This window comes from Phenylobacterium sp. (genome assembly GCF_965229015.1).
Taxonomy (GTDB): domain Bacteria; phylum Pseudomonadota; class Alphaproteobacteria; order Caulobacterales; family Caulobacteraceae; genus Phenylobacterium.
In genome coordinates, this window is the sequence record NZ_CBDDIM010000002.1 from 1,058,868 (window position 1) to 1,070,662 (window position 11,795).

Annotated in this window: 13 protein-coding genes; 5 read left to right on the forward strand and 8 right to left on the reverse strand. The window is 70.6% G+C overall.

Annotated features, from left to right (window positions below):
- The first annotated feature begins 87 nt into the window (after positions 1-87).
- The gene (locus ACO06I_RS21370) at positions 88-507 is read left to right on the forward strand and encodes a hypothetical protein (protein WP_421934636.1); all 420 of its coding nucleotides are present in this window, start codon (positions 88-90) and stop codon (positions 505-507) included.
- A gap of 185 nt (positions 508-692) precedes the next feature.
- The gene (locus ACO06I_RS21375) at positions 693-1,076 is read left to right on the forward strand and encodes a PGPGW domain-containing protein (RefSeq protein WP_421935115.1); all 384 of its coding nucleotides are present in this window, start codon (positions 693-695) and stop codon (positions 1,074-1,076) included.
- A 63-nt stretch (positions 1,077-1,139) separates the two neighbouring features.
- Here the strand turns inward: ACO06I_RS21375 and ACO06I_RS21380 are convergent, their stop codons facing one another.
- From ACO06I_RS21380 to ACO06I_RS21415, 8 genes are all read right to left on the reverse strand, one after another.
- The gene (locus ACO06I_RS21380; protein ID WP_421934637.1) at positions 1,140-1,631 is read right to left on the reverse strand and encodes a F0F1 ATP synthase subunit B; all 492 of its coding nucleotides are present in this window, start codon (positions 1,629-1,631) and stop codon (positions 1,140-1,142) included.
- 18 nt (positions 1,632-1,649) lie between these two features.
- Positions 1,650-2,180, reverse strand: a complete 531-nt coding sequence (locus ACO06I_RS21385; protein ID WP_421934638.1) for a hypothetical protein — start codon at positions 2,178-2,180, stop codon at positions 1,650-1,652.
- Positions 2,181-2,197: 17 nt separating this feature from the next.
- Positions 2,198-2,428: a F0F1 ATP synthase subunit C gene (locus tag ACO06I_RS21390; protein WP_421934639.1), complete on the reverse strand. Its 231-nt coding sequence runs from the start codon at positions 2,426-2,428 to the stop codon at positions 2,198-2,200.
- A 28-nt stretch (positions 2,429-2,456) separates the two neighbouring features.
- A complete protein-coding gene (locus tag ACO06I_RS21395) occupies positions 2,457-3,254 on the reverse strand; it encodes a F0F1 ATP synthase subunit A (RefSeq protein WP_421934640.1) in 798 nt (265 codons plus the stop codon).
- Positions 3,254-3,607 carry an AtpZ/AtpI family protein gene (locus ACO06I_RS21400; RefSeq protein ID WP_304701558.1) on the reverse strand — a complete coding sequence of 118 codons (354 nt, stop codon included), beginning with the start codon at positions 3,605-3,607 and terminating at the stop codon, positions 3,254-3,256. Before ACO06I_RS21400 ends, ACO06I_RS21395 begins: the two co-directional genes overlap by 1 nt.
- A gap of 217 nt (positions 3,608-3,824) precedes the next feature.
- Positions 3,825-7,268, reverse strand: a complete 3,444-nt coding sequence (gene smc / locus ACO06I_RS21405; RefSeq protein ID WP_421934641.1) for a chromosome segregation protein SMC — start codon at positions 7,266-7,268, stop codon at positions 3,825-3,827.
- Positions 7,269-7,286: 18 nt separating this feature from the next.
- Entirely contained in the window at positions 7,287-7,904 is a 618-nt protein-coding gene (locus ACO06I_RS21410; RefSeq protein ID WP_421934642.1) for a thioredoxin domain-containing protein, read from the reverse strand.
- A 65-nt stretch (positions 7,905-7,969) separates the two neighbouring features.
- Positions 7,970-8,521, reverse strand: a complete 552-nt coding sequence (locus tag ACO06I_RS21415; RefSeq protein WP_421934643.1) for a DUF721 domain-containing protein — start codon at positions 8,519-8,521, stop codon at positions 7,970-7,972.
- Positions 8,522-8,637: 116 nt separating this feature from the next.
- Between ACO06I_RS21415 and ACO06I_RS21420 the strand changes: the two genes are divergently transcribed.
- From ACO06I_RS21420 to ACO06I_RS21430, 3 genes are read left to right on the forward strand one after another with little or no spacing between them, the layout of a single operon-like run.
- The gene (locus tag ACO06I_RS21420; RefSeq protein WP_421934644.1) at positions 8,638-9,933 is read left to right on the forward strand and encodes an MFS transporter; all 1,296 of its coding nucleotides are present in this window, start codon (positions 8,638-8,640) and stop codon (positions 9,931-9,933) included.
- Positions 9,930-10,976, forward strand: a complete 1,047-nt coding sequence (mutY, locus tag ACO06I_RS21425; protein WP_421934645.1) for an A/G-specific adenine glycosylase — start codon at positions 9,930-9,932, stop codon at positions 10,974-10,976. The genes ACO06I_RS21420 and mutY overlap by 4 nt, the downstream gene beginning before the upstream one ends.
- A 41-nt stretch (positions 10,977-11,017) precedes the next feature.
- Positions 11,018-11,794, forward strand: a complete 777-nt coding sequence (locus tag ACO06I_RS21430) for a hypothetical protein (protein ID WP_421934646.1) — start codon at positions 11,018-11,020, stop codon at positions 11,792-11,794.
- The last annotated feature ends 1 nt before the right edge of the window (position 11,795 follow it).

Below are 11,795 nucleotides of genomic sequence, written 5' to 3' on the forward strand. Positions count from 1 at the left end.
ACTCCGTCGGGCGTTCCCATACCTGATGGGCGCGGTGACCGACCGACCTCCCCGATTGGGCGGGCCGCGCGCTCCAGGTTTGAAAACGTGTCCTACGCCATCCCCAGCGTGCGCGCCCTGCGCGCCTCCGACGAGTCTGCCCGCGAACTGGCGGCGAAGATCGGTCGATTCCTGCTCGTCATGCTTGGCCTGGCCATCATGGCCGTGGGCCTGGTGACGGCGGTGCTGCCGGGCCACCTGGGGCTGCCGATCCTGGTGGTCGGGCTGATGATCGTGCTGCGCAACTCCTTCAAGGCGCGCCGCCGGTTCGTCGGCATCCAGCGGGCGCACCCGAAGATGGTCTTCCCGCTACGGCGCCTGATGCGCCGGGAGCCGGAGATCGCCGCGGTGTTCTGGCAACAGATGCTGCGGATGGAAAAGGTGATCCTGCCGGGCCGCTACCGCTTCGCCCGTCGGCTGCGACGCTTCCTGCATCCTCGTCGCCGCGGGTCGATCTTCGCCCGTTAGGCGGTTCAGGGTGTGGCGCCGGCGCCGCGACGTCTCCGAAATGGGCGTAAACCTTAAAATTTAACGGCGCTGTCGCCTTTACGACTCTCTTCTGCGTTCGCATATGCGCTTCAGGACGACCGCCCGACCTCCCCAAGCGGGCGCGCGTCCCAAATCCTGGTTCGAACAAAAACGTGTCCTACGCCATGCCCAGCATGCGCGCCCTGCGCGCCTCAGACGATTTCGCCCGCGAGTTGGTGGCGCGGACCCTTCGCGTGGGTCTGGCCCTGCTCGGCGTGCTGATCGTGCTGGCCGGAATCGCGGTCGCGCCCCTGCCGGGCCCCGGCGGGATCCCGGTGATCGTGGTCGGCCTGATGCTGGTGCTGCGCAATTCGTTCAAGGCCCGCCGGACCTTCGTCAAGTTCCAGCACGCCCACCCCAAGATGGTCTTCCCCATCCGCCGCCTGCTGCGGCGGGAGCCGGAGATCGTCCTGGTGGCTTGGCAACAGGCCCTGCGCATCGAGCGCCTCGTCGTGCCGAGGAAGCTGCGCTTCGCCGTCAAGACCCGCCGCCGCTTCCGCCGCCGGTAACCCCCAAAGAAAAACCCCTCCCGCGAGGGAGGGGTTCTGATCTTTCGTCGCTGGGACCAAGGCCTACTGGAGCTTGGCGCCCATCTGGCCGATCGCGCCGTCAATCAGCGGGTCGGACTTCAGACCCGCCAGGCGCGTGGTGAGCACGGTCTCGGCGATCTGGGCGGCGAGGTCGGCGGCCGCGGCCTTGACCTCGGCCGAGGCCTGGGCTTCGGCGGTGGCGATCTTGCGCTCGGCGAGTTCGCCGCGACGCTTGATCTGGTCTTCCAGCTGGACCTTGGCTTCGGCCGCCATGCGCTTGGCGTCCTCCTGGGCGTTGGCCAGCAGTTCGGCGGACAGCTTCTCGGCGTCGGCGCGTTGCTTCTTCACATCGGCCAGCAGGCGGGTCGCTTCGTCGCGCAGGGCCTGGGCTTCGTCCAGTTGCGCCTGGATGGCCTTGGCGCGGGCGTCGAGCGCCCCCACGGCCATGCCCGGCACCTTGGCGTAGATCAGGGCGCCGATGAACACCAGGAGCCCGACGGTGACCCAGGTGTGCGCGTCTTGCAGGAGTTCCACGGTCAGAGTCTTTCTAAGCTAGGCCTTCACGGCGGCTTTGAGCTCGGCCGCGGTGGCGGCCTTGCCGGTCAGCTTGGCCACGATGGCTTCGGCGGTGTCGGAGGCGATGCCGGAGACTTGGCTGAGGGCCTTGTCGCGGGCTTCGAAGATCCGAACCTCGGCGGCGGCCAGGCTCTTGGCGAGCTTGGCTTCCTCCTCGGCCTGGCGGACGGCGCTTTCAGCCTTGGCCTTCGCCTTGGCGTCGCCGGCAAGCTTCTGAGCCTGGGCGCGCGCCTGAGCGACTTCCTGGGCGACCGCGGCGGCCTGAGCCTCGGACTCTTCCTTCATCTTCCGCGCGGCGGCGATGTCACCGGAGATCCGGTCCTCGCGCGCCGAGATGGTGCCGCCCAGCTTGGGGACGAACACCTTGGAGAACAGGAAGAAGAGGATGCCGAAAATGATCAGCATCCACACCATCTGGCCCGGCCACTGGGCCAGGTCGAATTGAGGCAGACCGCCCGAGCCATGCTCGGCGGCGGCGCCCGCTGCGGCGTGAGCCGCTTCGGTCACGGGCTCGGCCACGGGGCTTAGACCTGAACGAAGAGGATGATGAAGGCCATCACGAGGGCGAAGATGCCCATGGCTTCCGTCACGGCGAAGCCGAGGAACAGCATGCCGCGTTCGTTGGCCGCGGCCGACGGGTTGCGCATGGCGGCTTGCAGGTAGTTGCCGAACAGGATGCCGAGGCCGGCGCCGGCGCCGATGAGGCCGGTCATGGCGAGGCCCGCACCGATGTACTTGGCGGCAGTAACGTCCATTTGGATAAATCCCTTTGTAGAGGTGGGGTTAGTGGCCGTGATCGAGGTTCACGACATCGCTGAGATAGGTGCAGGTCAGGGCCGCGAAGACGAAGGCCTGCAGGAAGGCGACGATGAATTCCAGGGCCATCAAGGCGATGACCATGGAAAGGCTGAGGGCCGAGCCGACGAGGCCCAGATAGGCCAGGCCGCCATTGGCGATGGCGAAACCGCCCAGGCCGACGACGAAGCTGCCGAACATGTACATCACGACGTGGCCGCCGATGATGTTGCCGAACAGTCGCATGGCGAGCGTCACGGGGCGCACCAGGAAGGAGATGAACTCGATCGGCACCAGGATGAACAGCATCGGCCAGGCGACGCCGGAGGGCACGAAGAGCTTGAAGAAGCCCAGGCCGTTCTTGGCGAAGCCCACCACCAGCACGATGAAGAAGGTGAGCAGGGCGAGCGTCGCGGTCACCGCGAGCTGGGCCGTCACCGCGAACTGCTCGGGGAACATCCCGATCAGGTCGAGCACCGCGACGAAGGAGAAGAGGGTGAAGATGAAGGGCAGGAAGGGCCGGCCGCGGTCGCCGATCATCGAGCCGGTGAGGCCCTTGTCGACGAGGTCATAGACGGTTTCGGCCAGGGCCTGCATCCGGCCGGGGACGACAGCGCCCCGCGACGAGAACAGGAAGAAGGCGGTGATCAGGGCCGCGGCGCCCATCATGGTGGCCACGGAATTGGTGATCGACAGGTCGATCGCGCCAAGGCCCGGGACCATCACGGGCGGCAGGTCCACGATCTTCTGGATCATGAACTGGTGCATGGGCTCGATGGCGGCCATTAGCGGTTCAAGTCCTCATCCTCGTTACGCACGTCCGGCGACGCCGGGGTGTTCAGTTTCGCCGCCGTCCGGTTCGCGGACGTGTAGGCGTTATAGGCCGACAGGGCGGTTCCCAGCATCAGGCCGGCGACCAGTCCCCAAGGCGTGGTGTGGAGAAAGTGGTCGAACAGCCACCCGAACCCCAAACCCCCCAAGACCCCGCCGATCACCCCCCCCAGGAGGCGATAGCCTTCACCCATCGCGCGCTCGGCTGAGGCCTTGTGGGGCCCACGCTTGGTCGCGGTCTCGAAGGCGTCGAGCCGTTCGTCGAGGCGCTTGATGGCCTCTTCGTTCGGATCGTCCGGCTGCGGCATTTGCGTAAGGTCTTTATAGGGACCGCGACAACTGTCCGCGGCCCGGCCAGGTCGCGGCGGAACCTATAGAGCCGGGTGCAGTGCGTCAAGGCTGGGAAACTGATATTTAAGAGCCTGATTTCTAACAGCTTTTTGGCCCGCGTCAAACGGTCTCGCTCGCGACTCCTGAGGGAGGGGTATCGCGCGTCGCTTCCTCGCACCCTTTGGGGGGAGGGCGCTACTGCGCCGCCATGGCCTCGGCCTGGCGCAGGTCCACCGAGACCAGCTGGGAGACGCCGCGCTCGGCCATGGTGACGCCGAACAGGCGGTCCATGCGGGCCATGGTCACCGGGTTGTGGGTGATGGCGATGAAGCGGGTCTGGGTGCGGCGGCGCATCTCGTCCAGCAGATTGCAGAAGCGGTCGACATTGGCGTCGTCCAGCGGCGCGTCCACCTCGTCCAGCACGCAGATGGGCGCCGGGTTGGCCAGGAACACGGCGAAGATCAGGGCCGCCGCGGTCAGGGCCTGCTCGCCGCCGCTCATCAGGCTCATGGTGGCCATGCGCTTGCCGGGCGGGCAGGCGTAGATCTCCAGGCCCGCCTCCAGGGGATCGTCGCTCTCCACCAGGCGCAGCTCGGCCTGACCGCCCTCGAACAGGCTCTCGAACAGGGCCTTGAAGTGCTCGTTGATGACGTCGAAGGCGGCCAGCAGGCGCTCGCGGCCCTCGCCGTTCAGCTCGTCGATCCCCTGGCGCAGCTTGGCGATCGCGCCGGTGAGGTCGGCCTTCTCGACCTGCATGGTCTCCAGGCGGGCGGCGAGCTCGGTCGCCTCCTCCTCGGCCCGCAGGTTCACCGGCCCGATGGCGTCGCGCTGGCGCTCCAGATTGTAGAGGTGGGCCTCCATGCCGCCGGCGTCGCCGGGGATGGCGATGGCCGCGTCGGCCAGACTCTGGGCCAGTTGCTCGGGCTCGACCCGGGCGGTCTCGCGGATCTGGGCGGTGATCTCGGCCAGGCGCTCGGCGGCGGCCTCCAGCTTCGCCGAGAGGCTGGCGCGGAGTTCGCGAGCCTCGCCCGCGGCGGCGTCGCTGGCGCGCACGGCGCGGTCGGCCTCGGCCCGCGCGCCCTCGGCCTGGGCCAGCGCATCGCTGCTCTTGGCCCGGCGGGCCTCGGCGGCGCCCAGTTCGTCCAACAGCTTCTCGAAGCGCTGCTGGTGGGTGGCCGGGGCCTCGTGGGCCTGGTCCAGCAGGGCCTTGGCCTTGGCCCGCGCCTCCTCCAGATGCTCGAGGCGCTTGGCGGCGGCCTGGGCGCGGCGGGTCCAGTCGTCCCGGTCGCGGGTCAGGTTCTCCAGGCGCCGCGCCCGGCCCTCGCGTTCGCGGGCCTCGACGTCCATGGCGCTGCGGGCCTCGGCGGCGGCCTCGCGGGCGGGACCGGCGGCGGCGCGGGCCGCGGCCAGGCGGGCGGCGATGTCGCCCACGGCGGTGTCCTCGGCCGAGTCCGACTGGGCGACGCGAAGGATCGATTCGGCGTCGGCCAGTTCGGCCTCGAAGCGGCGGATGACGTCGTCCAGGGACTGGGCGTGGGCCTCGCGGCGGGTGGCCTCGCGGTCGAGCTTCTCCAGCACGGCGCGGGCGGCGGCCACCTTCTGCTCGGCGGCCGGGGGCTGCCGGCGGGCCTCGCGCAGGGCGTCCTCGGCGGCGCGGACCCGGGCGTTGGCGGCGGCCTGCGCGTCGCGGGCGGTCTTGGCCCGGGGCTCCAGGGCCTCGATCTCGGTCTCCACCTCGGTGAGGCGGGTCTTCTGCTCCATCCGCACGGCTGCGGGCTTGGGGGCGTCGGCCCGGGCGGTGAAGCCGTCCCAGCGCCAGAGGTCGCCCTCCTTGGAGACCAGCCGCATGCCCGGCTGCAGGCCGGCCTGCAGCCGGTCGCCATCGGCGCGGGCCGTCAGGGCGACATAGGCCAGGCGGGCGGCCAGTTCGCGGGGCGCCTTGACCAGGGGGGCCAGCGGCGTCGCGCCCTGCGGCCAGGCCGGCGCCTCGGCGTGGTGTCCGCCCCAGAAGGCGGGCGCCTTCGGGTCCAGGGCCGCGTCCAGGTCGTCGCCGAGGGCGGCGGCCAGGGCCTGCTCATAGCCGCGGTCGGGGGAGACGGCGTCCAGGGCCGGGGTGAAGCCGCCGCGCTTCTGCTGGGCGACGATGCCGGCCAGGGCCCGAGCCTCGGCGGTCAGGCGTCCGAGCTGCTCGTCGGTCTTGCGCGCGGCCTCGCGGGCGGTGAGCTCGGCCTCCTGGGCCTTGGCGCGTTCTTCCTCGGCGGTCTCCAGGGCCGCGCGGAGAGCCGTGAGCGTCGCCTCGGCGCGCTCCAGCTCGGTCTTCGCCTCGGCGGCCTGGGGATTGATGGCCGGGCCGATCTGTTCGCGTTCGTGCCGGGCCTGTTCCAGGGCGCGTCGGGTGCGATTGACCCGGCCCTGCGCCTCCTCGACCCGGGCGGCGCCGGCCCGACGGCGGGCCTCCTCGGCGGCGGCCTGGGCGGCCAGGGCCTCGACGGCGGCGTCGGCCTCCACCCGGGCGGCCTCGGCGGCGCGGGCGGCGGCCTCCAGTTCCGGCGCGCGCTCGGGGGCCGCCGCGATGGCGGCCTCCAGGGCCTCCAGATCGCCAGCCATACGCGACAGGGCGAGTTGGGAATCCTCCACCATCTGGGTCTCGCGGGCCCGGTCGGCGTCGATGCGCGCCACGTCCCCGGTCAGGCGCTCCACCTCGGCGGCCAGGGCCTCGGCCTCCCGCTCCAGGCGGTCGCGGTCGATGGCCAGGCGGTGCAGCACGGCCGCGGCGATGGTCTCGGCCTCCCGCAGGGGCTTGATCTGCTCCTCTGCGGCGGCGGCCGCGGTTGTGGCCACGGCGGCCTGGCGGGCGGTGGCCTCGACGGCGGCGATGGCGGCGGCGGCCTCGGCCTGCAGCCGCTCGGCCGCGCCGCGGGCCTCGTTCCAGCGGGCGTAGAGCACCGCGCCCTGCAGGGCGCGGATCTCCGCCGACATCTTCTTGTAGCGGTCGGCCTGGCGGGCCTCGCGCTTGAGGCGGTTGAGCGCGCTCTCCAGCTCCTTGGCGACGTCCTCCAGCCGGGTGAGGTTGGTCTCCGCCGCGCGCAGGCGCAGCTCGGCCTCATGCCGCCGTGTGTGCAGGCCCGAGACGCCGGCCGCCTCCTCCAGGATCATCCGCCGGTTCTGCGGCTTGGCGGCGATCAGCTCGGAGATCTGGCCCTGGCGCACCAGAGCCGGGGAGTTGGAGCCTGTGGACGCATCCGCAAAGAGCAGTTGCACGTCACGGGCGCGGACCTCGCGGCCGTTGATGCGGTAGGTGGAGCCTTCGCCCTTGTCGATGCGACGCACCACCTCCAGGACCGGGTGGTCGTTGAAGGCCGAGGGCGCCTTGCGGTCGGCGTTGTCGATGGTGAGCATCACCTCGGCGTGGTTGCGCGAGGCGCGCCCGCCGGAGCCGGCGAAGATCACGTCGTCCATCCCGCCGGCCCGCATGGCCTTGGCGGAATTGGCGCCCATCACCCAGCGCAGGGCCTCCAGCAGGTTCGACTTGCCGCAGCCGTTGGGTCCGACGATGCCCGTGACTCCGGGCTCGATGCGGAACTCGGTCGCATCGACGAAGGACTTGAAGCCCGAAAGGCGAAGCCGCTGGAAGTGCACTTTTGTGCGGGACCCTTCCTACTTCTTGGCTTGGGCCGCGGCGATGGCGGCGTCGAACTCGGCCAGGGTGGTCTCGCCTTCCTTGAAGGTCTTGCCGTTGATCTGGAAGGTGGGGGTCGACGTGATCTTCTGCTCCTTCGAGGCCTTCTCGACGCGGGCGTTGAGCGCCTTCAGGGCCGCTTCGTCGGTGATGCAGGCGTTGAACTGCGGCTCGGTCATGCCGGCCGACTGGGCCACCCGCAGCAGGACGCCGCGCATGTCGCCGGTGGTGAACATCTCCTCCTGGGAGTGGAACACCGCGTCGAGGACGCTGAAGTACTTGTCCTTGCCGGCGCAGCGGGCGGTGAGGAAGGCGGCGGCGGCCACCTCCACCGGCGGGGTCAGGAACTCCTTGAAGGTGTAGTGCACCTTGCCGGTGTCGATGTATTTCGCCTTGAAGGCGGGGAAGACCTCATTGTTGAACTTGGCGCAGTGGACGCAGGAGGCCGAGGCGTACTCAGTGATCTGCACCGGCGCCTTGGGGTCGCCCAGGGTCATGTCGGAGGCGTCGGCCTTGCCGCCACCCTTGGAACAGCCCGCCAGGGCGAGCGCGCCCAGGACGGCGACGACGAGGAGGCGGCGGCTGAAGTTCGGCATTTGAGCCCTCTACGGAATTCCGAATGAAAGATTAAAGCGCGATTCCCCCGAGGACGGGGGCAAAGTCAACGGCCGCGACGATCGCGCATCACGCCGCGACCCAAGCTCAGCAATGCGGCCTTCAGAGGGCCGTCGGGCGCATCGGCCAGGCTGGCGGCCAACTTCGCCTCCTCGCCGGCGTCCAGGGGGGGCAGGGGACGACGCACCGGCTTGAGTCGCTCGGGGTTCACGTTTCGCAGCGGACCCTGGACGATGCGCAGCTTGTTCACCGCCCCGGCCCCCAGGAACAGGTTCACCCGCGCCACAATCTCCGGCGCCTGGTGCTGGATGAGGGCCGCGGCGGCGCCGGCCACCCGGATCTCCAGGGCCGCGGGCTCGCCGGCCTTCACCTTGGAGAGCTTCACCGGCTCGGTGCGCTTGGCGATCTGCTCGCCGACGATCTCTTTCCAACGCGCCTGAAGGGCGCCGGGACCCTGGCCGTAACGCGCGTCCAGGTCCTTCAGCAGCTTGGACAGCCCCCGCCCCGCCGCCGGAGGCGGCCGCCGCTGCGGCCGCGTCCGCTTGCGCGACAGGATGAAGGCGGCCTCCGCGGGGGATGGAAGGGGGCGCTTGGGCATGGGGGCATCCTACAGGCCTTTTGGGCGCCTGCGTAGCGGGGGGAGGAAAGGTCGGCGCCTTGACGCCCCCGCCCCCAGGTCCCAATCACCAGCCAACAACCCGGGGGGCCGCAACCATGTCCGACAGCACGCCAGCGGCCTCGCATCGCCGCATCCTGGCCGCCAGCCTGGTTGGCACGGCCGTCGAGTTCTACGACTTCTACATCTACGCCACCGCCGCCTCCCTGGTGTTCGGCAAGCTGTTCTTCCCGTCCGCCTCGGCCTCGGCCCAGCTGATGAGCGCCTACGCCACCTTCGCGCTCGCCTTCTTCGCCCGGCCCCTGGGCGCCGCCGTGTTCGGCCACTTCGGCGACCGGCTGGGGCGCAAGTCGACCCTGGTGGCTTCCCTGATGCTGATGGGGGGCTCGACCCTGGCCATCGCCTTCCTGCCCACCTACGCCCAGGCCGGCTGGGTCGCGCCGTTCCTGCTGTGCGTGCTGCGCTTCGGCCAGGGCTTCGGCCTGGGCGGGGAGTGGGGCGGGGCGGCGCTGCTGGCGGTGGAGAATGCGCCGCCCGGCTGGCGCGCCCGCTTCGGCATGTTCCCGCAACTGGGGGCGCCGGTCGGCTTCATCGCCGCCAACGGTCTCTTCCTGCTGCTGGGCGTGCTGCTGACGCCCGAGCAGTTCCTGGCCTGGGGCTGGCGCATCCCCTTCCTGCTCTCCATCGTCCTGGTGGGCGTCGGCCTCTGGGTGCGGCTCAAGCTCACCGAGACCCCCGCCTTCGCCGCCGCGCTGAAGGAAGCCCCGCCCGCCAAGGCGCCGCTGGGCGAACTGCTGCGGGACTATCCCCTGCAGACCCTGGCCGGCACCTTCGCCGTGGTGGCCTGTTTCGCCATCTTCTACCTGACCACCGCCTTCGCCCTCGGCTACGGGACCACAAAGCTGGGCTACAGCCGCGAGACCTTCCTGGGCGTGCAACTGGGCGCCATCGGCTTCATGGCCGCGGGCATCGTGGCCGCCGGCTACTGGGCCGACGCCACCAGCCCCCGCCGGGTGCTGATGGCCGGCTGCATCGCCACGGTGGCTGCGGGCTTCCTGCTCTCACCCATGCTGGGCTCCGGGTCGCTGTGGCTGATCTGGGCCTTCCTGTCCCTCGGCCTGGTGCTGATGGGCCTGGTCTATGGACCCCTGGGCGCCTTCCTGCCGGGCCTGTTCCCGGCGCGGGTCCGCTACACGGGCGCCTCGGTGGCCTTCAACATCGGCGGCATCCTGGGGGGCGGCCTGGCGCCCATGATCGCCCAGGCCCTCTCCGACCGCGGCGGCCTGGTCCCGGTAGGCTACTATCTCAGCGGCGCCGCCCTCATCAGCCTTTGCGCCCTGGCCCTGGTGAAGCGCGATCCCGTCCCCACGAGCATGAGCGCCCCGCCCCTGTGAAGCCCGAGGCCCTCCGCGCCAGACTGCTGGCCTGGTACGACGCCCAGGCCCGCGACCTCGCCTGGCGGGTCGGGCCTGTCGACGGGCGCGCGGGCGTGCGGGCTGATCCCTACCGGGTCTGGCTGTCGGAGGTGATGCTGCAGCAGACCACCGTCCCCCACGCGACCCCCTATTTCCTGAAGTTCACCGCTCGCTGGCCGACGGTCAGCGCCCTGGCCGCCGAGGCGGACGGCGAGGTGATGGCGGCCTGGGCGGGGCTCGGCTACTACGCCCGCGCCCGCAACCTGCTGGCCTGCGCCCGAGCGGTGGCCAGCGACCACGGCGGCGTCTTCCCTGACACCGAGGCGGCCCTGCGCGCCTTGCCCGGCCTAGGCCCCTATACCGCCGCCGCCGTGGCGGCCATCGCCTTCGACCGGCCGACCAATGTGGTGGACGGCAATGTCGAGCGGGTGATCTCGCGCCTGTTCGCCGTCGAGACGCCCTTGCCGGACGCCAAGCCGGAGTTGAAACGACTGGCGGAGTCCCTGGTCCGCGACGAGCGGCCCGGCGACTGGGCCCAGGCCCTGATGGATCTCGGCGCGACCATCTGCAAACCCAAGTCGCCGCTCTGCGACCGCTGCCCGCTGGCGTCCGACTGCGCGGCCCTGGCGACGGGCGCGCCGGAGACCTATCCGCGCAGGACCGCCAAGGCGGTCCGGCCCCACCGGCACGGCGTGGCCTATGTCCTGACCCGGGGCGATCAGGTGGCCCTGGTCCGCCGGCCGCCGAAGGGCCTGCTGGGGGGCATGCTGGCCCTGCCCAGCAGCGACTGGCGGACCGCGCCCTTCACCGAGGCCGAGGCCCTGGCCGCCGCACCCGCGCCCGCGGACTGGCGGCATGTGGGGGAGGTGGAGCACGGCTTCACCCACTTCACCCTGACCCTGAAGCTGCTGCGGGCCGAGGGGGAGGCGCGGGACGTGATCTGGTCGCCCAGGCGCGATCTCGACGGCCTGCCCAGCGTGTTCCTGAAGGCGGCGCGGGCGGCGCTGACCAACCTGCTCTAGCGGCTTGCCGCTCCGGATCGACTCGGCGCCTATGGCAGCTTGTGTCCTCCGACGCCGCACGATCGACCGACGCGATCCTCGCCGATGTTCGGGCGCTCCATCTCATGTGGAAACGCGGGGCGTTGGGCGGCGCGGTCATGCCGGAGGACGTCCGCCCAGATCTCGACAAGGGTTCGGAGGAGCTGGCGCGATACTTCACCCTGGGTATGACGCTGAACTACCAGCGCGATTCCTACGCCCTCTGGAGAGCCTGCACGGCGACCTATCGGGACACAGCGACCGCCTGGGTGTTCGATCCGCTTGCCGTCAGCGCCGCGGCCGAGACCGACCTCAGGGCGGCGCTGCTCCGCCACAAGGTGGCGCTGCAGCCCAACCGCCATCCCGACATCTGGCGGCGGAACGGCGAGGGGCTGCTCAGGCATTCGGGGGGAGACGTCAGCCGGCTGTTCGCCGATCAGGGCCACGACATCGCTCGGATGAAAGGGTTCCTGGAGGCCAACAGGTCGTCGTTTCCCTATCTGAGCGGCCCGAAGATTTCCAACTACTGGCTCTATGTTCTGTCGCAGTATCTGACTTGGCCGCTCACCAACCGGAGCGCCCTGAGCGTCGCGCCCGACACCCATGTGATCGCGGCGAGCCGGAGGCTCGGGCTGCTGGCGGAGGGGGAGGCGGAGGGCGCCAGGCTCGTGTTGCGGGTCGCCGAGCTCTGGCGCGACCTCACGGCGGGCAGCGAGTTTGCGCCCATCGATCTCCATACCCCCTTGTGGCTGTGGAGCCGTGGCGGGTTTGTCGCCATCGAACATTTGAAGGAGGGCTAGG

Coding starts and splice junctions, on each gene's coding strand:
- ACO06I_RS21375 (WP_421935115.1), top strand. CDS start 693: ATGCCCAGCATGCGCGCCCTGCGCGCCTCAGACGATTTCGCCCGCGAG.
- ACO06I_RS21390 (WP_421934639.1), bottom strand. CDS start 2,428: ATGGACGTTACTGCCGCCAAGTACATCGGTGCGGGCCTCGCCATGACC.
- ACO06I_RS21395 (WP_421934640.1), bottom strand. CDS start 3,254: ATGGCCGCCATCGAGCCCATGCACCAGTTCATGATCCAGAAGATCGTG.
- ACO06I_RS21400 (WP_304701558.1), bottom strand. CDS start 3,607: ATGCCGCAGCCGGACGATCCGAACGAAGAGGCCATCAAGCGCCTCGAC.
- ACO06I_RS21410 (WP_421934642.1), bottom strand. CDS start 7,904: ATGCCGAACTTCAGCCGCCGCCTCCTCGTCGTCGCCGTCCTGGGCGCG.
- ACO06I_RS21415 (WP_421934643.1), bottom strand. CDS start 8,521: ATGCCCAAGCGCCCCCTTCCATCCCCCGCGGAGGCCGCCTTCATCCTG.
- ACO06I_RS21420 (WP_421934644.1), top strand. CDS start 8,638: ATGTCCGACAGCACGCCAGCGGCCTCGCATCGCCGCATCCTGGCCGCC.